General features: G+C 70.4%; 17 protein-coding genes. 10 read left to right on the forward strand and 7 right to left on the reverse strand.

Annotated features, from left to right (window positions below; translation table 11 throughout):
• Nucleotides 1–59: 59 nt before the first annotated feature.
• From AC1DCT_RS08650 to arfA, 5 genes are all read left to right on the forward strand, one after another.
• Complete coding sequence (locus AC1DCT_RS08650) at nucleotides 60–1106, forward strand: LacI family DNA-binding transcriptional regulator (protein WP_477428583.1); 1047 nt, start codon at nucleotides 60–62, stop codon at nucleotides 1104–1106.
• A 174-nt stretch (nucleotides 1107–1280) separates the two neighbouring features.
• Nucleotides 1281–2615, forward strand: coding sequence for an extracellular solute-binding protein (locus AC1DCT_RS08655; protein WP_477230295.1), 1335 nt, complete (start codon nucleotides 1281–1283; stop codon nucleotides 2613–2615).
• A complete protein-coding gene (locus AC1DCT_RS08660) occupies nucleotides 2612–3565 on the forward strand; it encodes a carbohydrate ABC transporter permease (protein WP_440734236.1) in 954 nt (317 codons plus the stop codon). The genes AC1DCT_RS08655 and AC1DCT_RS08660 overlap by 4 nt, the downstream gene beginning before the upstream one ends.
• Nucleotides 3562–4458 (forward strand): carbohydrate ABC transporter permease, encoded by an 897-nt coding sequence (locus AC1DCT_RS08665; RefSeq protein WP_440734237.1) that lies wholly within the window; start codon nucleotides 3562–3564, stop codon nucleotides 4456–4458. The genes AC1DCT_RS08660 and AC1DCT_RS08665 overlap by 4 nt, the downstream gene beginning before the upstream one ends.
• A gap of 20 nt (nucleotides 4459–4478) precedes the next feature.
• On the forward strand, nucleotides 4479–6014 hold the full coding sequence (gene arfA, locus AC1DCT_RS08670) for an arabinosylfuranosidase ArfA (protein WP_477230294.1): 1536 nt from the start codon (nucleotides 4479–4481) through the stop codon (nucleotides 6012–6014).
• A gap of 230 nt (nucleotides 6015–6244) precedes the next feature.
• On the opposite strand, the gene AC1DCT_RS08675 is transcribed toward arfA, so the two are convergent.
• The 6 genes from AC1DCT_RS08675 to AC1DCT_RS08700 are packed head-to-tail and all read right to left on the reverse strand — an operon-like array spanning nucleotide 6245 to nucleotide 14645.
• Nucleotides 6245–7405, reverse strand: coding sequence for an ROK family transcriptional regulator (locus AC1DCT_RS08675; protein WP_441976901.1), 1161 nt, complete (start codon nucleotides 7403–7405; stop codon nucleotides 6245–6247).
• A gap of 37 nt (nucleotides 7406–7442) precedes the next feature.
• A complete protein-coding gene (locus AC1DCT_RS08680) occupies nucleotides 7443–9011 on the reverse strand; it encodes a glycoside hydrolase family 43 protein (protein ID WP_477230292.1) in 1569 nt (522 codons plus the stop codon).
• Nucleotides 9008–11446: a beta-xylosidase/alpha-l-arabinosidase gene (locus AC1DCT_RS08685; protein WP_477428585.1), complete on the reverse strand. Its 2439-nt coding sequence runs from the start codon at nucleotides 11444–11446 to the stop codon at nucleotides 9008–9010. Before AC1DCT_RS08685 ends, AC1DCT_RS08680 begins: the two co-directional genes overlap by 4 nt.
• A gap of 2 nt (nucleotides 11447–11448) precedes the next feature.
• On the reverse strand, nucleotides 11449–12339 hold the full coding sequence (locus AC1DCT_RS08690) for a carbohydrate ABC transporter permease (protein ID WP_440734242.1): 891 nt from the start codon (nucleotides 12337–12339) through the stop codon (nucleotides 11449–11451).
• Nucleotides 12336–13325: a carbohydrate ABC transporter permease gene (locus AC1DCT_RS08695; protein WP_440734432.1), complete on the reverse strand. Its 990-nt coding sequence runs from the start codon at nucleotides 13323–13325 to the stop codon at nucleotides 12336–12338. Before AC1DCT_RS08695 ends, AC1DCT_RS08690 begins: the two co-directional genes overlap by 4 nt.
• A gap of 27 nt (nucleotides 13326–13352) precedes the next feature.
• Nucleotides 13353–14645, reverse strand: coding sequence for an extracellular solute-binding protein (locus AC1DCT_RS08700; protein WP_477428587.1), 1293 nt, complete (start codon nucleotides 14643–14645; stop codon nucleotides 13353–13355).
• Between the two features lie 148 nt (nucleotides 14646–14793).
• Between AC1DCT_RS08700 and AC1DCT_RS08705 the strand changes: the two genes are divergently transcribed.
• The 5 genes from AC1DCT_RS08705 to AC1DCT_RS08725 all read left to right on the forward strand — a co-directional run bounded on the left by AC1DCT_RS08705 (nucleotide 14794) and on the right by AC1DCT_RS08725 (nucleotide 20342).
• A complete protein-coding gene (locus AC1DCT_RS08705) occupies nucleotides 14794–15789 on the forward strand; it encodes a LacI family DNA-binding transcriptional regulator (RefSeq protein ID WP_441976905.1) in 996 nt (331 codons plus the stop codon).
• A 289-nt stretch (nucleotides 15790–16078) separates the two neighbouring features.
• Nucleotides 16079–17269, forward strand: coding sequence for a xylose isomerase (gene xylA, locus AC1DCT_RS08710; RefSeq protein WP_440734245.1), 1191 nt, complete (start codon nucleotides 16079–16081; stop codon nucleotides 17267–17269).
• A gap of 1 nt (nucleotide 17270) precedes the next feature.
• Complete coding sequence (gene xylB, locus AC1DCT_RS08715; protein ID WP_477428589.1) at nucleotides 17271–18608, forward strand: xylulokinase; 1338 nt, start codon at nucleotides 17271–17273, stop codon at nucleotides 18606–18608.
• A 10-nt stretch (nucleotides 18609–18618) separates the two neighbouring features.
• Nucleotides 18619–19584: an acetylxylan esterase gene (locus AC1DCT_RS08720; protein WP_477428591.1), complete on the forward strand. Its 966-nt coding sequence runs from the start codon at nucleotides 18619–18621 to the stop codon at nucleotides 19582–19584.
• A gap of 161 nt (nucleotides 19585–19745) precedes the next feature.
• A complete protein-coding gene (locus AC1DCT_RS08725; RefSeq protein WP_477428593.1) occupies nucleotides 19746–20342 on the forward strand; it encodes an antibiotic biosynthesis monooxygenase in 597 nt (198 codons plus the stop codon).
• Nucleotides 20343–20424: 82 nt separating this feature from the next.
• On the opposite strand, the gene AC1DCT_RS08730 is transcribed toward AC1DCT_RS08725, so the two are convergent.
• Nucleotides 20425–21558 carry a bifunctional 2-methylcitrate synthase/citrate synthase gene (locus AC1DCT_RS08730; RefSeq protein ID WP_477428595.1) on the reverse strand — a complete coding sequence of 378 codons (1134 nt, stop codon included), beginning with the start codon at nucleotides 21556–21558 and terminating at the stop codon, nucleotides 20425–20427.

Genomic DNA, 21558 nt, shown 5'->3' on the forward strand with positions numbered 1-21558 from the left:
TTACATCGATAGAACCGTGGCGGATCCGGAAGCCGCATGCGCGGGCATAGGCTGAGCGCATGGCAGGGGGCACGCGCGCGACGATGCGGGACGTCGCATCACTGGCCGGCGTCTCGGCGAAGACGGTATCGAACGTGGTCACCGGCACGGTCTTCGTGCGCGAGGACACGCGCGAGCGCGTCGAAGACGCGATGCGCAAGCTCGACTTCGTGCCCAACCTGAGCGCCCGGAGCCTGCGCAACGGCCGCTCCGGGGTCATCGCCCTCGCCCTCCCCTACCTCGCGACGTCGTTCTCCGCTGAACTGCTCGACCACATCGTCCAGGCCGCCCGGCTGAAGGGCTTCGCTGTGCAGGTCGAGCAGACCGGATCCGAACCGCGCCGCGAACGCGAACTTCTCTCGCGCGCCCGTGCGCACCTCGTCGACGGGCTGATCCTGAACCCCATCCGGCTCGAAGACAGTGCCCTCACCGACGAGGACCGGCAGCTGCCGGTGGTGCTCATCGGCGAGGTCGAGCACCAGCTCGTCGACCACGTGGGGATCGACAGCGTCACCGGGGCTGCCGAGCTGACGCGGCACGTGATCGCCTGTGGCGCGCGCCGGATCGCCGTCGTCGGCGGCGACGACCAGCACGTGATCGCGACCGCCACCAGCCGGCTCCGCCTGCAGGGGGTGCGCCAGGCGCTCGCGGAGGCCGGGCTCCCCGCGGACCCGCGCCTGACGGCGAACCATTCGGACTGGACGATGAGCGGGGGCGCGTCCGCGATGACCGAGCTGCTCGATCGCGGCGTGCCGTTCGACGCCGTCCTGGCTTTCACCGACTCACTCGCCGCCGGCGCACTGCATGTCTTGCACAACCGCGGCATCCGCGTCCCGGAGGACGTGCTCGTCACGGGCTTCGACGACGTGGAGCTCGCCCGCTTCACCGATCCCGCCCTGTCCACGGTGCAGATCGACCGGGCCGCCTTCGCCGCGGCCGCGGTCGACCTGCTCGCCGAGCGGATCGCGGATCCGACCGGAACCCCGCGCACGATCACTGTGCCGCACCGGCTCATCGTGCGCGACAGCACCGGCGCCGCTCCGCGAGGCTGGGCCCCCGCGCACTGATCGCTCCGCGGGCCGGCGGGCCAGAGCCCTACCGAAGCACGGTCGGCGGTCGCCGGAGCGAGACGGATCCTCCCGGTCGCGCGAAGCCGTGACCGGTCTCAGAAGCCTCTTGCGCACTCTATTTCATCGATGTAATGATGTCGGGATCCCCCGATCGTCCACGAAGGAGTGACGATGACACCACCTCTCGATCTGAACCGGCGGCAATTCCTCGGCGCCGCGGGCGTCACCGCGGGCGCCGCCCTGCTCGCCGGATGCGCCCCGTCCTCGGCATCCGCGTCCGACACTCGCACACTGCAGTTCTGGCACCTGCTGTCGGGCGGCGACGGCGTCACGATGTCGGGCCTGCTCGACGGCGTGAACAAGGCGCAGTCGGCCTACCGCATCCGCCCCACCGTGCTGGCCTGGGGCACCCCTTACTACACGAAGCTCGCCATGGCCGCGGCCGGCGGCCGGGCCCCCGACGTCGCGATCATGCACGCCACCCGCGTGCTCGGCTGGGCGCCCGGCGGCCTGCTCGACGCCTGGGACACCGGGCGTCTCGCGGACCTCGGCGTGGACGCCTCCACCTTCTCGGATCCGATCTGGAAGAAGGGCGACGTCGACGGCAGGCGCCTCAGCATCGCGCTCGACGCGCACCCCTTCGTGCTCATGTACAACACCGACGTCTGCGGCAAGGCGGGTGTGCTCGAGGCGGACGGGCGCCTGAAGGAGGCGACCAGCCCCGAGGAGTTCCTCGCGATGGTCGACGCGATCGCCGGCGTCACCGGCGGGCACGGCCTCTCCTACGGCTATCTCGGCGACGGCTCCCAGATGTGGCGGCTGTTCTACACGCTGTACACCCAGCACGGTATCGAGATGGACATGCCGCAGGGCGGCTCCGCCGTGATCGACAGGGACGCCGCCGTCGCGTCGCTCGAGTTCATGCAGAAGCTGCTCGACGGCAAGAGGGCCGCGAAGCAGGCCGACTACGGCACAGCGGTCGCGGAGTTCGCGACGGGCAAGAGCGGAATGTTCCTCAGCGGCGTGTGGGAGCTGCGCACGATGCAGGCCGCGAAGATCCCCTTCGACGTCGCGATGATCCCGCCGCTCTTCGGCACCCGCGCGGTCTACGCCGACTCGCACTCCTTCGTTCTGCCGCACCAGTCGCACCCCGATGCGGCGGGCCGCGATCTCGTGTACCGCTTCGTGGCCGACATGCTGAAGGGCTCCTTCGGCTGGGCCGAGGCCGGGCACGTCCCCGCGTACCTGCCGGTCACCGAGTCCGCGAAGTACGCGAAGCTGCTTCCGCAGGCGCACTACGCGGAGGCCGCGAAGTACGTGCGCTACGACCCGCCCGCGTGGTTCACCGGATCCGGATCCAACTTCCAGGGCCAGTTCGGCGCCGCCGCGCAGCCCGCCCTCCTCGGCGGAGGCAGCCCCGCCGATGCCATCACCCGTTTCGAGGCCGCCGTGAAGCGCTTCCTCGCCCAACCCAATCCCGCCGATCCGGAAGGAGCACGGAGATGACCACGACGGCCCCCACCACCACGACCATCGTCACCGGCCGCGCGGCGACCCGAACCACCCGGCGCCACGCGGGCGGATCCCACCGCGGCGAGCAGCTGATCGGCTGGGTCTTCCTCGCGCCGTTCCTGGTGGCTTTCGCGCTGTTCCTCGCCTGGCCGATCCTGCAGGGGCTCTATCTGAGCTTCACCGACCAGTCCCTCACCGGATCCGGGGGCGGCTTCGTCGGGCTCGCGAACTACGTCGAGGCGCTCAGCGACCCGGTGATGTGGGGAGCATTCGGCAACACGGCGTGGTTCACCCTGCTGTCCACGATCCCGCTCGTCGTCATCGCCCTGCTCATGGCGGTGCTCGTCGACCGGGGCCTGCCCGGCCAGTGGCTGTGGCGGCTGTCGTTCTTCATGCCGTACCTGCTGGCGTCCACGGTCATCTCGCAGATCTGGATCTGGATCTTCAACCCGCAGATCGGTGCGGCGAACAACGTCCTGAAGGCCTTCGGTCTCGAGCCGATCGCCTGGCTGCAGGATCCGAAGATCAACATGCTCGCGATCGTCATCGCGACCGTATGGTGGACAGTCGGCTTCAACTTCCTGCTCTACCTGGCCGCCCTGCAGAACATCCCGCAGCAGCAGTACGAGGCGGCGTCGCTGGACGGCGCCGGCGGCTGGCGGCAGTTCACCTCGATCACGCTCCCCCAGCTGGGACCGGCGACCACGCTCATCGGCCTGCTGCAGATCCTCGCATCGCTCAAGCTGTTCGATCAGGCGTACCAGATGCTCGGCGGCCTCTCCAGCGACACCACCCGATCGATCGTGCAGTACATCTACGAGACCGGCTTCGTCGGATACCGGTTCGGCTACTCTGCCGCCATCTCGTACGTGTTCTTCGCGATCATCATCATCCTCGGCGTCGTGCAGGCGCTGATCACCCGTCGGCGGAAGGACGCCCGATGACCACCGCGACCCGCACTCTCGTCGCTCCGGGCGCTGCGCGCGCTCGCACCCGCCGGCCGATCGGCCGCCGGTTCACCGTTCTCACCGTGCTCGCCTTCGCGGTGCTGCTGATCCTCGCGATCGGGTGGCTGCTGCCGTTCCTGTGGGCGGTCGCGACCGCGTTCAAGACCGAGACCGATGCCGCCTCCGGCGACCCCGGCTGGATCGGCGCGAGCGGTCCGAGCGCCCAGGCGTTCGGCTCGATCCTCTCGCAGGGCAACGTCTACCTCTGGGCGTGGAACAGCCTGTGGACCGCGACCGCGGTCACCGTGCTCACCGTCACGATCTCGGCCCTCGCCGCCTACGCGTTCTCCCGGCTCGACTTCCGCGGCCGCAAGTGGCTGTTCGTCGTCATCGTCGCGGCGATCGTCGTGCCGCCGCAGGTGCTGATCATCCCGCTGTTCTACGAGATGCTCGCCTTCAACCTGGTCGACACGCACTGGGGCCTGATCCTGCCGCAGGTCGTGGCGCCGGCGATGGTCTTCATCCTGAAGCGCTTCTTCGACGCGATCCCGATCGAGCTCGAGGATGCGGCGCGCGTCGACGGCGCGTCGAGGTTCCGGGTGTTCTGGTCGATCGTGCTGCCGCTGTCGCGGCCGATCCTCGCCTCCGTCGCGATCTTCGTGTTCATCGGCGCCTGGAACAACTTCCTGTGGCCGTTCCTCGTGATCAACGACACCGGGCTGATGACCCTGCCGGTCGGCCTACAGACCGTTATCAGCGCCTACGGGGTGCAGTACGCGCAGGTCATGGCCCAGGCCGTGCTCGCCGCCCTCCCCCTCATCGTCGTCTTCCTCATCTTCCAGAAGCAGATCGTCAAGGGAGTCGCCACCAGCGGCTTCGGCGGTCAATGACCCGAACGGATCGAATCTCCATGACCCACGCCCGCATCACCATCGACCGCGACTTCTCGCTCGCCGACGTCCCGCGCCGCCTGTTCGGCCAGTTCGTCGAGCACATGGGCCGCTGCGTCTACACCGGCATCTACGAGCCCGGCCACCCGGCGGCGGACGCCCGCGGCTTCCGCACCGACGTGCTCGAGCTCGTGCGAGAACTCGGACCGACCGTGGTCCGCTATCCCGGCGGCAACTTCGTCTCCGGCTACCGCTGGGAGGACGGCGTCGGCCCCGTCGCCGATCGTCCTGTGCGGATGGACGGCGCCTGGCACACGATCGAGACGAACGCGTTCGGCCTGCACGAGTTCATGGACTGGTCGCGCGAGGCGGAGGTCGAGGTCATGGAGGCCATCAACCTCGGCACGCGCGGCGTCGAGGAGGCGCGCGCGCTGGTCGAGTACGCCAACCACCCCGGTGGTACGTATTGGTCGGATCTGCGCCGCCGCAACGGCGCAGAGGATCCGTTCGGCATCAAGCTGTGGTGCCTCGGCAACGAGCTGGACGGACCGTGGCAGATCGGCCACAAGACCGCGCACGAGTACGGCCGGCTTGCACAGGAGACCGCCAAGGCGATGAAGCTCGTGGATCCGACCATCGAGCTCGTGGCGGTCGGCTCCTCCAACCGGGGGATGCCCACCTTCGGCACCTGGGAGCACACCGTGCTCACGCACGCGTATGACGAGGTCGACTACATCTCGATGCACGCGTACTACCGCGAGAAGAACGGCGATGCGGCGTCGTTCCTCGCCGAGGGCGTGGAGATGGACATGTTCATCGACGGCGTGATCTCGACGATCGACGCGGTCAAGGCCGCCGGCAAGCACAGCAAGCAGGTGGACATCTCCTTCGACGAGTGGAACGTCTGGGACTTCGACCGGTTCAATGACGTCGAGGAGGGCGAGGTGGCCGCGGCCGGCTGGCGCGAGCACCCCCGCCTCATCGAGGACACGTACAACGTCACCGACGCGGTCGTGGTCGGCACGTTCCTGCACAGCCTGCTACGGCACGGCGACCGTGTGAAGATCGCCAACCAGGCCCAGCTCGTGAACGTCATCGCTCCGATCCGCTCCGAGGAGGGCGGGCCCGCCTGGCGGCAGACCATCTTCTGGCCGTTCGCACGGATGGCGCGGATGGCGAAGGGGCGGATCATGCGCCTGGCGATCTCTTCGTCGCAGGGCGCGACCGCGCAGTACGGCGACGTGGACGAAGTGGACGCCGTCGCGACGTGGGATGAGGCGTCGGGACGGCTCGCCCTGTTCGTCGCGAACCGCTCGCTGGACTCGGAGGCGACCGTCGACCTCGCCCTGCACGGACTGCGCGCGACCGCGGTGCGCTCGGCCGAGGTGCTCACCGTGCCCGAGGACGGCGACCGGCTCACCGCGAACCTGGAGCAGACGCCGGACGCGGTCGGCCTGCGCCCGCTCGAGGGCGTGACGCTCGACGACGGCGCGGTGCACCTCACCCTGCCGGCGCTGTCGTGGTCGGCGGTGGAGTTCGAGGTCGCCCGGAGCTGAGCCGGCGCGCCGGGAGGGGGCGACCGCAGGCACGCCTGGCGGTCGTTGAGCGAGCCGACACTCCGGGGTCGTTGAGCGAGCGAAGCGAGACGAAACGCGGTGCCCTCGCGAGAGCGCCGCGTTTCGTCTCGGTCGTCGCTGCGCTCCGTCCTCGCTCAACGACCCCCGGGAGGGAACCACCACCTTCGGCGTCCGCGCTCAACGCCCCCGAAGGCGTCGCAATGGCGGGCTCAGCCCAGGGGGTCCGCCAGCAGTCGTTCGAAGGCGGCGTCGGCAGCCCCGATGAGCAGGCGGTCCGCGCCGAGTGCGGCCGCGGAGATCTCCAGCCCCTCGGCCGACGCGGCGAGCGCACGCCGGCGCACCTCGGCATCGAAGGAGTCCGGATCCAGATCCCGCAGGATCGCGAGGAAGCCGCCCAGCACGATCATCGCCGGGTTCAGCACGTTGACGGCGTTGCCCAGGGTGGCCGTGAGGATGCGGCGCTGCCGTGCGGCCTCGGCGATCGCCGGCCCCTCGTCGGCAGCGCCGAGCGCCGCACGGAGCTCGACGTCGTCGGGCGCGGCGAGGCCCGCGGCCTGGACCAGACGGGCCCGGTTCACCTCGTCCTCCAGCACTCCGCCTTCGGCGCGCCGGTCCGCGGCATCCGCCACGCTCGCAGCGGTCTGCCCCCACTCCCCGGCATACCCGCCGACGCCCCCGATGAGCCGTCCGTGCAGGATCAGCCCGCCGCCGATACCGCTGGCACCGCCGTTCAGGTACACGACGTCCTCGTGCTCCCGTGCCGCGCCGAAGAGCCGCTCGGCCCGCGCGCCGAGCGAGGCGTCATTGCCCACGACCACGTCGATGCCGAGAGCTGCCGCAAGCGGCCCCGCGATGTCGGCATCGCGCCAATCCAGGTGCGGGGCGAACCGCACCAGCCCGTCCGAGGCGCGCACCAGGCCGGGCACCGCGACGCCGATGCCCTCGATGCGGCACCCGCGCAGCGCTCCGTCGCGCCATTCGCGCACGACGTCGGTCACGATCCGGACGACGTCCGCGACCTCGGGCTGGTCGGCGGGGATCCGCACCCGCTCTCGCACCGCGCCGCCCAGCGCGACCGCACCGATCTCGACGGCGTCGATCTCGGGGTTGACGCCGATGGCGACGACGCCGGGGCTCGGTGCGACGACCGGGGAGGGGCGCCCCACCCGGCGCGTGGGATCGGGCTCGTGCTCCTCGACGAGACCCGCCTCCACCAGCCGTCCGACCAGATCCGAGACGGTGGAGCGGTTCAGCCCCGTCTCCGCCGTGATGACGGCCCGCGAGCGCGCACCCGCATGGTGCACGAGGCGCAGCACCTCGGCGAGGTTGGTGCGCCGCACCCCCTCGACGGTCGTGGCGCGTTCGTTCATGCGGCGTCTCGCTTCCTGCACGCGGTGGGACTCCAGGCTACCGATCGCCGTGGTCCACCAGCGCAGGCGCGTACTCGAATCGAGTGATGCGCACCTCGCCGCGCGGCTCGGCACCCGCGCTCGTCGCGTGGATGCCGACCCAGAGCCCCAGGAAGCCGCCCGTGGCGGACGCATCCAGCTCGCGTCCGTCCGCCACGGCGAGTTCGGTCTCTCCGTGCCGGAGCGAGTACGCGTATCCGCGCCCGCTCAGCGCGAGCTCGACCTCGTCCGCCTCGGACAGCGCCCCGAGACCGCGCTGCTGCCGGTCGCCGGCGCGGCACTCCTCGGATGAGAGCCGTAATCCTTCCGCCGTGCGGGTCACCGCGAGTGCCACGTGATCGAGCTCCGACTGCCGCAGCACCAGGCCGGCGCTCTCTCCCTCGGCGAGTCCGCGCACGTCCAGCACGCAGCGCACGTCGACATCCGCGTGCTGCTGCCGCACGCCCAGGAACGCCGGCGACGACGGCTCGTGCAGCGTCGCAGCGCGCACCGGCAGCCTCCAGGCGTCGCCTTCCGCGACCGCGACCTGGGAGGGCAGGGCGCGCAGCGCGGTCCACCGAGGGTCCGATGGCACGACGACGCCGGCGATGCGGTCGTCCGGCTGCCACTCCCCCGGCGTCGGCTCCTCCAGCGCCCAGGGGATCCGCACTGTGGCGGGAAGGCGCCCTTCGCCCGGCGCGAAGACCGGCCAGCCGTCCTCCCACACGACCGGACACAGGAAGGTCTCCCGTCCGAGCGGGTAGTGGTGCCCGTCGTCCGCGCGCATCGCGAGCATGACGGCGAACCACGATCCGTCCGCCGCCTGCACGAGATCCGCATGCCCAGCGCCGATCACCGTGCTGGTCCGCCCCAGATGCCGATGGGTGAAGACCGGGTTGGCCCGGTTGCCGACGTACGGCCCGGTGACCGCGTCGGCGCGCGCCACGCTCACCGCGTGGTGGAACTCGGTGCCGCCCTCGGCTGCGAGCAGGAACCAGCTCCCGTCGATGCGGTACAGATGCGGGCCCTCCGCCCAGACCGCGCCGTGCACGGCACCGCGCCAGATCACGTGCTCCTCGCCCACGAGTGCGCTTCGGTCCGGCGCATACTCCCGCACCCAGACCTCGGTCTGGTCGTGCCACTCCGGATCGGCGGCCAGGCGGGTGCCGTGCAGCCACACGCGCCCTCCGTCGTCGAACGCGATCGACGGGTCGATGCCGGCGACGTCGAGCAGCACGGGATCGCTCCACGGCCCTGCCGGGTCGCTCGCGGTGACGAGGAAGTTCCCGCCCCGGGACGGATCCTCCCGGTCGACGAGCGTGCACACGACCCAGTACAGCCCCAGCCCGTGCCGGATCGTCGGCGCGTACAGTCCGCCGGAGGATCCGATGCCCTCGAAGTCGAGCATGCCGGGGCGGTCGATCACGTGCCCGATCGTCTCCCAGCGCGCCAGGTCGCGCGAACGCAGCACCGGCAGGCCGGGGAGGTACTCGAACGTGGATGTCACGAGGTAATACCACTCGCCCACCCGGCAGATCGACGGGTCCGGATGGCATCCGGGCAGGATCGGATTGGCGACCTCGATCACGCGCTCGACACCGTCACCAGACGGGCGTCTGCGGCGCCGACCTCGTGCACGTCGCCCGTGAGCTGCACCGGCAGCGACGCCGTGGCAGCGCCGGGGAGCACGCGGTGCGCACGAGCGCGCTCGTTCGAGATCGCGCCCCCGGTGACGCCGGCGACTTCTTCGCCGTCGTCGGGCGCTGGAGCGGACGCCTCTGCATGGGCGGCAGCCCACACCCGCACCTCCCCCGGTTCCACGACGCGGGTCAGGGTGCGGTCGGAGAACGCGAAGCGCGCCGCGGGAACCTCGAAGCGCAGCGTGCGGCGCTCGCCCGGATCGAGCTCGACCCGCCCGTAGCCCAGCAGCTGCGCGACCGGACGGGTGACGCTCGCCACCATGTCCCGCCCGTACAGCTGCACGACCTCGGCCCCGCGGCGGGCGCCCGTGTTCGCGACCGTCACGGTCGCGGTGAAGGAGCCGTCCGTGCGGGCCTCGGCGGAGGCGGTGAACTCCTCGTAGGCGAAGCTCGTGTACGACAGCCCGAATCCGAACGGCCGCAGCGGGGTCGGATCCGTGGAGGTGACGTCGGAGGGGCCGCCCAGGATCGGATGCAGGTAGCTGTAGGGCTGGGCCCCCGAGGACCGAGGCAGGCTCAGGGGCAGTCGCCCTGACGGCGAGGACGCGCCGGTGAGCACATCCGCGATCGCCGTGCCGCCTTCCTCGCCGGGGAAGAAGGCCTGCAGCACCGCCCCCGGACGCGCGGCCCCGTCGTCGAGCGCCCAGTCGATCGCGTAGGGACGGCCCGAGAGCACGACCATGACGACGGGCGTTCCCGTCGCGACCACGCGCTCGACGAGCTCGCGCTGCACGCCCGGAAGGTCCAGCGACTCCACGTCGTTGCCCTCGCCGACCGTGCCGCGGCCGAAGAGGCCGGCCTGGTCCCCGACCACGACGATCGCGACGTCGGCGTCCGCGGCGGCCCGCTCGGCCTCGGCGAGCCCGATGCGGTCGGAGCCTTCGACCTCGGATCCGCGCGCGTGCACGATCTGAGCCCTCGGGACGGCGGCGGTCAGCGCCTCGCGAACCGTGGGCATCTCGATGCCGAGCTCGTAGCCCGGGTGGTGCGCCAGCACGTGGTTCGCGAAGGAGTAGCACCCCTGCAGCGCCTCAGAACGATCGGCATTCGGCCCGATGAGCGCGATGCGCCGTGCCGTCACCGCGAGGGGCAGCACGCCGTCGTTCGACAGCAGCACGAGCGATTCCGCGGCCAGCCGGCGGGCGACGTCGCGGTGCCTCGGCGTGTCCAGGTCGACGCCTGCGGGGGGCGCGTCGTCGAAGACATCGGGCTCGAACAGCCCGAGCTGCTCCTTCTGGGCGAGCACCCGGATGACGGCGCGGTCGAGGTACGTCTCGTCGAGCGCACCGCTGCGCACCCGGTCGACGAGGGGTTCGAGATACGCGTCGCCGGAGGGCAGCTCGACGTCGATCCCGGCCCGCAGCGCGAGCTCGGCGGCCTCGCCGCGGTCGGCCGCGACGGCGTGCATGACCTCGAGGAACGCGATCGCGAAATAGTCCGCCACGACGACGCCGTCGAACCCGAGCCGCTCCCGGAGGAGCCCCGTCAGCAGCGCCGGATCCGATGCGACAGGAACGCCGTCGATCTCGGCGTAGCTGTTCATGACGCTGCGCACACGGCCATCCCGGATCGCCATCTCGAACGGCGGCAGGAAGACGTCCGCGACCTCACGCGGCCCGGCGGACACCGGGGCGTGATTGCGCCCGGCACGTGAGCCGGAGTACCCGAGGAAGTGCTTGAGCGTGGCGTGCACGCCGGCGGACTGCAGGCCCTGGACGTAGGCGGTTCCCACGGTGCCCACGAGGTACGGATCCTCGCCGATGCACTCGTCGACACGCCCCCAGCGAGGGTCGCGCACCACGTCGAGCACCGGGGCGAGCCCCTGGTGGATGCCGAGGGTGCGCATCGACTCCCCGATGAGCGCGCCCATCTCGGCGACGAGCTCGGGGTCGAACGAGGCGCCCCAGGCCAGCGGCGTCGGGAAGCTCGCCGCCTTCCACGCGGCAAGCCCGGTCAGACACTCCTCGTGCACGAGCGCCGGGATGCCGAGGCGCGTCTCGCGCTTCAGCCGGCGCTGCTCCGCCCACAGCCAGGCCGCACGCTCAGCGGGCTCGACGGGCCGGGTGCCGTACACGCGGGTGTAGTGGCCGATGCCGTCGCGGGTGATGCCGGCCAGCGTGTCATGGCGCCCCGCGGCCGCCATCTCGTTCTGCAGCGGCGCCACGACCTCACCGCCCTGATCGAGCCAGTATCCGACGAGCTGCGCGGCCTTCTCCTCGAGGGTCATCTGCGCGAGCAGCGCCCCGACCCGCTCGGAGGCGATCGGGAAGGCCGGGACCTCCTCCGTCGCGACAAGGCCCTCCGTGGTCGTGTCCGAAGTCATGCTCAGCCCTTCACCGCGCCGGTCAGGCCGCCGACGATGCGGCGTTCGAAGAGGCTGAAGAAGATGAGCGCGGGCAGCATCGACAGCGAGGTGTAGGCGAGCACGCGGGCGGTGTCGACCGAGTACTGCGAGGAGAAGTTCTGCACGCCCAGCGGCAGGGTGAACAGGCTCGGGTCGTTGAGGATGAACAGCGGCAGCATGTAGCCGTTCCAGGATCCGACGAACGCGAGGATGCCGACCGTGACCACACCCGGCAGGCTCAGCGGGATCACCATCCGCCAGAAGAAGCCGAGGCGGGATGCGCCGTCGATCGCCGCCGCCTCCTCGAGCTCCTTCGGGATCGCCTTCAGGAACGGCACCAGGATGATGATCGTGCCGGGCAGCGCGAACGCGATCTGCGGCACGATGATCCCGGCCAGGCTGTTCACCAGGCCGAGGTTGCGGATCAGCAGGTACAGCGGCGTGATCGCGACGGTGACGGGGAACATCAGCCCTGCGGCGAAGAGCGCGTACATCGCCGGCTTGGCCGCGAACTCGTAGCGGGCGAGCACGTACGCCGCCATCACGCCGAGCAGCACGGCGCCGGCGGTCGTGCCGATCGCCACCACGGTCGAGTTGACCAGGGCGGTCCAGAACTCGGATCCGGCAAGCACGTCGGAGTAGTTGGCGAACTGCCAGGGAGCCGGGAAACCGGACGGGTCCTTCGTGATCTGCGAGTTCGTGCGGAACCCGCCGATGATGATGTAGAGCACGGGCGTGATGCAGATCGTGACGAGCACGATCGCGATCAGATACAGGCCGGGGCTCCCCCAGGGGGCCTTCGGCGAGCGGCGGACGCCCTTGCGATCGCGCGGCTGCACGATGGCGGTGGTGCGGAGGCTTTCGGTGGTCATCTGCGGGCCTTTCCGCTGTCGCCCGTCAGCGCGCCGTCGGTGTCGCGCCGCAGCACGAACCGCTGGTAGATCAGGGCGACGACGAGGGTGATCAGGAAGAGCATCACGGCGACCGCGTTGCCGAAGCCGTAGCTGCCGGCGAGATGCCCGTTCTGGTACATGTACGTCGCCATCGTCGAGGTGCCCGCCGTGGCGGAGATGTACTGCCCCCAGATGATGTTGACGAGGTCGAAGAGCTGGAGGGCGCCGATGATCGAAAGGAACGCCCAGATGCGGATCGTCGGCCCCAGCAGCGGCACCGTGATGTTCCACTGGATCTTCCAGAACCCTGCGCCGTCGATCGCCGCGGCCTCGAAGAGCTCCTCCGGGATGGACTGCATCCCGGCGAGCATGAGGATGACCGCGAAGCCGATGTACTTCCAGGTGATGATGACCATCAGCGTCCACAGCGCGAGCTTCGGATCCGCGAGCCAGGAGTGCTGGAGGAACCCGAGCCCGACCTTGCCGAGCAGCGAGTTCAGCGCGCCGGCGTCCTGCATCATCAGGTTCCATCCGGTGCCGACGATGACCTCGGAGATCACGTACGGCACGAAGATCAGCACGCGGATCAGCGAACGTCCACGGAACTTCTGGTTCAGCAGCAGTGCGAACAGGATCGCGATCGGCCCCTGCAGCACGAGGGAGAGCACGACGATCGCGAAGTTGTGCACGACCGCATCGCGGAACGTGTGGTCCTGCCACATGTGGATGTAGTTGTCGAGGCCGACGAACTGCGTCGGCCACCCGAACCCGTTCCACTTGAAGAACCCGTAGACGGATGCCATCCCCACGGGGAGGATGACGAATCCGACGAACATCAACAGGGCGGGCCCGGAGAGCAGCGCGATCTCGCCGCGCTTGCGCCAGTCGGCGCGTGCTCGCCGCACCGGGGCCGGGGAGGTCCCGGTCCCGGTGCGGCGGTCGCTCTCAGGCACGGCCTCGGCCATCACCTGGGTGCCAGTCATCGCTCTCGCTCAGCCCCTCGCCGCGGCGTCGGTGATCTTCTGGAGGAGCGTCTTCGGGTCGCCCTGCCCCGCGAGCATCTCGACCACGCCGGTGTTCAGCGCGTTGCCGACGTTCTGCCCGAGGGCGGTGTCGAGCCAGAGCGCCACGTACGGCGCCTTGCCGTAGGCCTCCATGAGGGGCTTCAGCGACGCGTTGTCGACCGCGCCCTTCGCGTCCTGGTTGGCCGGGATGGTCTGGAACGCCACGGCGTACTTCTCCTGCTGCGCCTTCGACGCGACGAAGTTGAGGAACTTCTCGCACGAGGACGGGGACTTCTCGGAGCAGGAGTAGCCGTCCAGGCCGCCCATCATCGCGCCGGGCTCGCCCTTGCCTCCGGAGACCTCGGGGAACGGGAACCAGTCGAGGTCGGCCAGCGGCTTCTGATCCGGCGTGAGGCTCGCGACCACGCCCGGCTCCCAGGCTCCCATGAGCTCCATCGCCGCCTTGTGGTTGGCGACCAGGCCCGCCGAGGAGTTCGCACCCTGCTGGGCCGACGTGGTGAGGAAGCCCTCGTTGAACGGCTCGACCTGCGCGAACTTCTGCAGGTTGTTCGCCGCGGTCAGCCAGCACCCGTCCTTGAAGTCCTTCTTGGTGGCGAGGTTCGTGATGAGGTCCTTGCCGCAGGCGCGCACCGCGAAGAAGTAGTACCAGTGCGCGGCCGGCCAGGCGTCCTTCGCACCCAGGGCGATGGGCGGGATGCCGGCGGCCTTGAGCTTGCCGATGGCGGCCTCGAGGTCGTCCATGGTCTTCGGCGTCTCGGTGATGCCGGCCTGCGCGAACAGGTCCTTGCTGTAGAAGAGCCCGCCGGGCAGCACCGCCGTCGGCACGCCGTAGAGCTTGCCGTCGACCGTGAAGGCGCTGAGGGCTGCATCGCCGATCGCCTTCTTCACGTCGGGGTCGATCTTGTCCGTCAGATCCTTGACCTTGCCCGCCGCCACGACGTCGGCCAGCTTGCTGCCGCCGCGCGCCATGAAGACGTCCGGCATGTCGCCCGAATTGACGGCGGTCTGCAGCTTGCCGTCCATGTCCTCGTTCTGGATCGAGGTGACCTTCACCGTGACATCGGGATTGGCCTTGTGGAACGCCTCGGCGGCATCGGTCCAGAACTGCTTGCCGTCGCCGGTGGTCGAGTTCTGCCATACGGTCAGCGTCTGCTTGCCGCCGCTGTCGCCGCTGCCGGACCCTCCCGAGCAGCCGGTGAGGGCGATCGCTCCCACGGCTGCGAGCGCCACGGCTGCCGTCAGCACTTTGCGGATCTTCATGCTGTGTGTCTCCTCATCGTTGAGTCTTCAGCACCCGCGCCGGCATTTGTTGCCAGCAACACCCAATGTGCTGTCGGCCTACTCTGACACTCGGATCGCCCGCATGTCAAACGATATCGATAACGTTTTCGCTCGGTAGATTGGACGAATGAACCGCCGCATCACGATCCACGACGTCGCTCACGCCGCGGGCGTCTCCGTCGCGACCGTCTCGAAGGCGATCAACGGGCGAGACGGCGTCTCCGCCACGACGCTCGAGCACGTGCAGGAGGTCGTGGCGCGGCTCGGATACGAGAGCTCGCTGGTCGCGACCTCGATGCGCCGGCGCAGGACGGATGTCATCGGCGTGCTCGTCGCGGAGTTCGAGCCGTTCGCCGTGCAGCTGCTGCAGGGCGTCTCGGCGGCCCTGCAGGGCACCCGCTTCGACGTGCTCGCCTACGCCGGCAGCGTGTCCGCCGGCGAGCACCTCGGGTGGGAGCGTCGCTCACTGTCCCGGCTGGGCGGGACGCTCATCGACGGCGCCATCCTGGTCACCCCCACGACGATGCCGACCGACGCCACCGTGCCGCTCGTCGCGATCGACCCGCACGAGGGGCCCGACGGGCCGGCTTCGGTGAGCGTGCACAACGCCGAGGGCGGCTTCGCCGCGACCGCGCACCTGATCTCACTGGGGCATCGTCGCATCGCGCACCTGCGCGGCCGGACCGATCTGGAGTCGGCGCACCAGCGCGAGGACGGATACCGCCGAGCCCTGGAGAGCGCCGGTATCCCCTTCGACGCCGCGCTCGTGGTCGACGGCGGGTACCGCGCCGCGAGCTCGACCGCCGGCGCGCACGCCCTGCTCGATCTGGCCGCGCCGCCGACCGCGGTGTTCGCAGCCAATGACCTGTCCGGGATCGAGATGATCCGGGTCGCGGTCGAACGGGGCCTGCGGGTTCCCGAGGACCTGTCGGTCGTGGGATTCGACGACGTGCCGGAAGCCGCCGCGCACGTCCCCCAGCTGACCACCGTGCGCCAGCCGCTCACCGAGATGGGGGCCGAGGCCGTGCGCCTGCTGCTGGCGATGCTCGACGGCGCCCCGCACGAGCACGTGCGGATGCCGGCGGAACTGATCGTGCGCGCCTCGACCGCTGCTCCGCGCTGACCGCCCGCCGCATTGAACCGCCGCCCGGCACGACGGTGCACAGCGCGACGGCCTCATCGCCTCGCCGACTCGCTGCTCCCACCGCCCTCGCCGCTCTCACCGCCTGCACCGTCAGACTGCACTGGCATCACGAGACTGCAGTTCTTGACCGCAGTCTCGTGACGCAGATGCAGTCTCGCGGTACCGGTGCGGCTCACGGAAGGACCCCGCAGGCGCGTTGCGATCAGTCGGATCCACTGATATGTTTGCTGCTACAACATTTCATCGACGTCGCTGAAGGCGGATCATCATGGCACTCACCCCCACCCGCGAGGACAAGTTCTCGTTCGGCCTCTGGACCGTCGGCTACAACGGCGCCGACCCCTTCGGCGGTCCGACCCGGCCGGCCCTGGACGTGGTCCACGCCGTGGAGAAGCTCGCCGAGCTCGGCGCCTACGGCCTGACCTTCCACGACGACGACCTGTTCGCGTTCGGATCCACGGAGGCGGAGCGCCAGACGCAGATCGACCGCCTCAAGGGCGCGCTCGCCGACACCGGGCTCGTGGTGCCGATGGTGACGACGAACCTGTTCAGCGCCCCGGTCTTCAAGGACGGCGGCTTCACCTCGAACGACCGCGGCGTGCGCCGCTTCGCGCTGCGCAAGGTGCTGCGTCAGCTCGACCTCGGCGCCGAGCTGGGGGCGAAGACCTTCGTCATGTGGGGCGGGCGCGAGGGTGCCGAGTACGACTCCGCGAAGGACATCCGTGCGGCGCTGGAGCGCTACCGCGAGGCCGTGAACCTGCTCGGCGACTACGTCACCGACAAGGGCTACGACATCCGCTTCGCGATCGAGCCGAAGCCGAACGAGCCGCGCGGCGACATCCTGCTTCCGACCCTCGGCCACGCCCTCGCCTTCATCGACTCCCTCGAGCGTCCCGAGCTCGTGGGCCTCAACCCCGAGGTCGGCCACGAGCAGATGGCCGGGCTCAACTTCGCCGCCGGCATCGCCCAGGCGCTCTACCACGGCAAGCTCTTCCACATCGACCTCAACGGCCAGCGCGGCATCAAGTACGACCAGGATCTGGTCTTCGGCCACGGCGATCTGCACAACGCGTTCGCCCTCGTCGATCTGCTCGAGAACGGCGGCCCCGGCGGCGTGCCCGCCTACGAAGGCCCACGCCACTTCGACTACAAGCCGTCCCGCACCGAGGACGAGACGGGGGTCTGGGACTCGGCGAGCGCGAACATGCGCACCTACCTGCTGCTCAAGGAGCGCGCGGCGGCCTTCCGCGCCGACCCGGAGGTGCAGGAGGCGCTGGCCGCTTCCCGCGTCGACGAGCTCTCGGCGCCGACCCTGAACGCCGGCGAGAGCTACGACGAGCTCCTCTCCGACCGCTCCGCCTACGAGGACTTCGACACGAACGCGTACTTCGGCGGCAAGGGCTTCGGCTTCGTGCGCCTGCAGCAGCTCGCCACCGAGCACCTCCTCGGCGCCCGCTGACATGACGCTGGTGATGGGCGTGGACTCGTCCACGCAGTCGTGCAAGGTCGTCATCCTCGACGCCGCGTCCGGATCCGTCGTGCGCACCGGCCGTGCGGCGCATCCGGACGGTACGGCCGTCGACCCCGAGGCGTGGTGGCGCGCATTGAACGCCGCGATCGCCGACGCCGGAGGCATCGACGACGTCGAGGCCTGGTCCATCGGCGGCCAGCAGCACGGCATGGTCGCGCTCGATGCGTCCGGATCCGTGATCCGCGACGCGCTGCTGTGGAACGACACCCGCTCGGCCGGCGCCGCGCAGGACCTCATCGCGGAGTTCGGCGCGTCCGTGCTCGCCGCGCGCACGGGTCTCGTCCCGGTCGCATCGTTCACGATCACCAAGCTGCGCTGGCTGCGCGACGCGGAGCCCGAGAACGCGGCGCGCGTGGCCGCCGTCGCCCTGCCGCACGACTGGCTCACCTGGCGGCTGCGCGGCTACGGGCCGGCCGGGGCGTCGCCGCTCGGACCGGTGCTGGACGAGCTCGTCACCGACCGCTCCGACGCGAGCGGCACCGGCTACTGGAATCCCGTGGACGGCGGCTACGACCGCGAACTGCTGGTCGCCGCGCTCGGCCACGATGCGGCCCTGCCGCGGGTGCTGGGCCCGGACGAGTCGGTCGCGGATCCGGCCGGTCGCCGTGTCGCCCCGGGTGCCGGCGACAACGCCGCCGCCGCGCTCGGACTCGGAGCGGAGCCCGGCGACGTCGTGGTGTCGATCGGCACCTCGGGCACGGTGTGCGCCATCAGCCGCGCACCGATCGCGGATCCCTCCGGCACGGTCGCGGGGTTCGCCGACGCGAGTGGGAACTTCCTCCCGCTCGTGGCGACGCTGAACGCGGCGCGCGTGCTCGACGTCACCGCGGCGCTGCTCGGCGTCGGGCATGACGAGCTCAGCGACCTCGCACTGCACGCCGCCGCCGGGGCCGACGGGCTGACCCTGCTGCCCTACTTCGAGGGCGAGCGCACCCCGAATCTCCCCGACGCCACCGCGTCGCTGACCGGCATGACGCTCGCCTCCACCACGCGCGCGAACCTCGCCCGCGCCGCCGTGGAAGGGATGCTGCGCGGCCTGGGCGCGGGGCTCGACGCCCTCCGCGGGCTCGGCATCCCGCTCGAGCGCGCGCTGCTCATCGGCGGCGGCGCGCAGTCCGAGGCGGTGCGCCGGATCGCGCCGGAGATCCTCGGTGTGCCGGTCGTGGTGCCCGAACCGGGCGAGTACGTGGCGCTGGGAGCCGCGCGACAGGCTGCCGCCGTCGCGGCGACCCCGGCGCTCCGGCTCCACGGCGCGGATCGCCCCTAGGCTGACGGGCATGCCGCTGACCGATCTCCCCCTCGCCGACCTGCGAACCTACCTTCCCGAGGTCGCCGAACCCGCCGACTTCGACGCGTTCTGGCAGGACACGCTCGCCGGATCCCGAGAGCTCGCCACCCCTGCCGAGCTGTCACCCGCGACAACCCCGATAAACGAGCTCATCGTCGAGGATCTCGCGTTCTCCGGCTTCGGCGGAGAACGGATCCGCGGCTGGGTCACCCGCCCTCGCCGTGAGGGACGTCTGCCCGTCGTCATCGAATACCTCGGCTATGGCGGTGGCCGGGGCATCCCCGGGGAGCGCCTGCAGTGGGCCGCCTCGGGATACGTGCACGTGCTCATGGACACCCGCGGCCAGGGCGCCGGCTGGGGATCCGGCGGCGCCACCCCGGATCCGCACGGATCGGACGGGGCGACGCCCGGCTTCATGACGCGCGGCATCGCCCGCCCCGAGGACTACTACTACCGCCGGGTGTTCACCGACGGCGCCCTGCTCGTGGATGCCGTGCAGGGCCTCGCGTTCGCCGACCCGGCGCGGATCGCGGTGACCGGCGGCAGCCAGGGCGGCGGCATCAGCCTCGCCGTGGCGGCCCTGCACCCCGGTGTCGCGGCGGTCATGCCCGATGTACCGTTCCTGAGCCATTTCCGGCGCTCGGTGCTGCTGACCCCGGAGCAGCCGTTCCGCGAGATCGAGCGCTATCTCGCGGTGCACCGCGACCGCGTCGAGCAGGTCTTCCAGACCCTGTCGTATTTCGACGGCGTCAACTTCGCACGCCGCATCACGAAGCCCGCGCTGTTCTCGGTGGGGCTCATGGACGACATCGTGCTGCCGTCCAGCGTCTTCGCCGCCTTCAACCAACTGGCGACGGACGACGCGGCGATCGAGGTCTACGAGTTCAACGGCCACGAGGGCGGCGGCTTCGCCCAGTGGCTGCGGCAGACAGCCTGGCTCGCCGAGCGCCTCTGACACTCAGGCGTTCTGGCGCGTCGGATCCGCCTGCCGACACGCGGGGCGTTCAGGTCGCAGCGGGGGCAACGGCAACGGCGCCGGCAACGGCAACATCCGGGAAACACGGGATGCGTACACTCGGGGACGCCACAAGCACGCACTCCCCCGAAGGACCCACCATGTCCGGTACGCCGTCATCCGCGCCCATCACCGTCTCGATCCGCCGCGAGGTCGACCCCGCCCGCATCGCCGAGGCCACGGCCTGGGTGCAGACGGGGGTGAATCTCGCGAGCGGCCACCCCGGCTTCCTCGGATCCGGGTGGGTGCGCGACGGCGAGGACTCGCACCACTGGCACATGCTCTACCGCTTCGCCGATGAGGCGGCCCTCGATGCGTGGGAGGCCTCGAGCAAGCGGGCCTGGTGGCTGTCGATGGGCGAGCAGTTCGTGCGCAGCGAGCGCGTACGCCGCCGCACCGGGATCGAGGGCTGGTTCGACGAGCCGTCGACCGGGACGATCTCGGTGCCGACCTCGACCGGCGCCACCACGGTGACCGTGGCCCCGGCGCCGCCGCGGTGGAAGCAGGCGGTGTCGATCTGGCTCGGCTTCTTCCCGATGAACCTGGTCTTCACCTACCTGATGAGCCCCGTGCCCGGGTGGAACGGCCTACCGATCTGGCTCCGCGTGCTCGCGACCACGATCGTGCTGACGCCGATCATGACCTACTGGGTGCTGCCGTTCGTGACGCGCTCGCTGCGCCGGTGGCTGGCCCGCTGAACCGCCGCCTCCCGTTTCAAAGCGCGCAAATGGCTGCATCTGCGATGCAAAAGGGGCCATTTGCGCGCTGTGAAATCCCGGGTCAGACCTCGACGTGCCGCTCCGCCACGCCGTCGTAGGCGGACAGCGGACGGATCAGCGCGTTCGACGCGGCCTGTTCCATGACGTGCGCGGTCCAGCCGGTGACCCGCGACGCCACGAACAGCGGCGTGAACGTGAGCGTGTCGAAGCCGATGAGGTTGTACGCCGGACCCGACGGGTAGTCGAGGTTCGGATGGATCCCCTTGCGGGCGACGAACTCGTCCGCGAGCGTCGTGTACAGGTCGAGCACCTCGGGGCGGTCGTAGTGCTCCACGAGGGTGTCCAGCGCGGCCTTCATGGTCGGCACGCGCGAGTCGCCGTTCTTGTAGACGCGGTGCCCGAAGCCCATGATCTTGCGCTTCTCCGCAAGTGCGGTGTCGAGCCATGCGTTGACGTTCGCCGCCTCGCCGATCTCGTCGAAGATGTGCAGCACCGCCTCGTTCGCTCCGCCGTGCAGCGGTCCCTTCAGCGCGCCGATCGCGCCGACCACCGCCGAGTACAGGTCGCTCAGGGTCGACGTGATGACACGTGCCGTGAACGTGGAGGCGTTGAACGAGTGCTCCGCGTACAGGATCATCGAGCGGTTGAACGCGTCGACGACGACCGGATCCGGCTCGGTGCCGAACGTCATCCAGAGGAAGTTCGCGGAGTAGTCCAGGTCGTCGCGCGGGGCGACGATGCCCTCGCCACGTCGGCGACGCTGCCCGTAGGCGACGATCGCCGGGAGCGCGGCGAACAACCGGATGCTCCGCTCGAGGTTCTGCTCCGGCGTGCCGCTCGCATCGAGCACGGACCCGGATCCGGCGGCGTCCGAGGCGCCGAGCAGGCTGACCGCCGTGCGGATCTCGTCCATCGGATGCGCCTCGACCGGCACGAGGTCGATCGCGGCCTTGACGTTGGCGGCGAGCGCGCGGTGCTCGCGCTCGGTCGCGCGCAGGTCGGCCAGCTGCTGCGTGGTGGGCAGCTCACCGTTCCAGAGCAGGTAGGCGACGGCCTCGAACGGCTGAGTCGCTGCGAGTTCCTGCACGGGGTATCCGCGGTAGAGCAGGCTGTTGGTCTCGGGGTTGACCTTCGAGATCGCCGTCGTGTCGACGACGACGCCGGCGAGGCCCTTCTTGATGTCGGGGTCGCTCAT

Source organism: Microbacterium sp. 10L49 (genome assembly GCF_056395125.1).

Bases quoted from the DNA above. Each gene is read 5' to 3' on its own strand.
- AC1DCT_RS08690 (WP_440734242.1), bottom strand. From the start codon at position 12,339: ATGACCACCGAAAGCCTCCGCACCACCGCCATCGTGCAGCCGCGCGAT.
- AC1DCT_RS08660 (WP_440734236.1), top strand. From the start codon at position 2,612: ATGACCACGACGGCCCCCACCACCACGACCATCGTCACCGGCCGCGCG.
- AC1DCT_RS08665 (WP_440734237.1), top strand. From the start codon at position 3,562: ATGACCACCGCGACCCGCACTCTCGTCGCTCCGGGCGCTGCGCGCGCT.
- AC1DCT_RS08725 (WP_477428593.1), top strand. From the start codon at position 19,746: ATGTCCGGTACGCCGTCATCCGCGCCCATCACCGTCTCGATCCGCCGC.
- AC1DCT_RS08655 (WP_477230295.1), top strand. From the start codon at position 1,281: ATGACACCACCTCTCGATCTGAACCGGCGGCAATTCCTCGGCGCCGCG.
- AC1DCT_RS08695 (WP_440734432.1), bottom strand. From the start codon at position 13,325: ATGGCCGAGGCCGTGCCTGAGAGCGACCGCCGCACCGGGACCGGGACC.
- AC1DCT_RS08700 (WP_477428587.1), bottom strand. From the start codon at position 14,645: ATGAAGATCCGCAAAGTGCTGACGGCAGCCGTGGCGCTCGCAGCCGTG.
- arfA (WP_477230294.1), top strand. From the start codon at position 4,479: ATGACCCACGCCCGCATCACCATCGACCGCGACTTCTCGCTCGCCGAC.
- AC1DCT_RS08720 (WP_477428591.1), top strand. From the start codon at position 18,619: ATGCCGCTGACCGATCTCCCCCTCGCCGACCTGCGAACCTACCTTCCC.
- AC1DCT_RS08730 (WP_477428595.1), bottom strand. From the start codon at position 21,558: ATGAGCGACCCCGACATCAAGAAGGGCCTCGCCGGCGTCGTCGTCGAC.
- AC1DCT_RS08685 (WP_477428585.1), bottom strand. From the start codon at position 11,446: ATGACTTCGGACACGACCACGGAGGGCCTTGTCGCGACGGAGGAGGTC.
- AC1DCT_RS08705 (WP_441976905.1), top strand. From the start codon at position 14,794: ATGAACCGCCGCATCACGATCCACGACGTCGCTCACGCCGCGGGCGTC.
- xylA (WP_440734245.1), top strand. From the start codon at position 16,079: ATGGCACTCACCCCCACCCGCGAGGACAAGTTCTCGTTCGGCCTCTGG.
- AC1DCT_RS08675 (WP_441976901.1), bottom strand. From the start codon at position 7,405: ATGAACGAACGCGCCACGACCGTCGAGGGGGTGCGGCGCACCAACCTC.
- xylB (WP_477428589.1), top strand. From the start codon at position 17,271: ATGACGCTGGTGATGGGCGTGGACTCGTCCACGCAGTCGTGCAAGGTC.
- AC1DCT_RS08650 (WP_477428583.1), top strand. From the start codon at position 60: ATGGCAGGGGGCACGCGCGCGACGATGCGGGACGTCGCATCACTGGCC.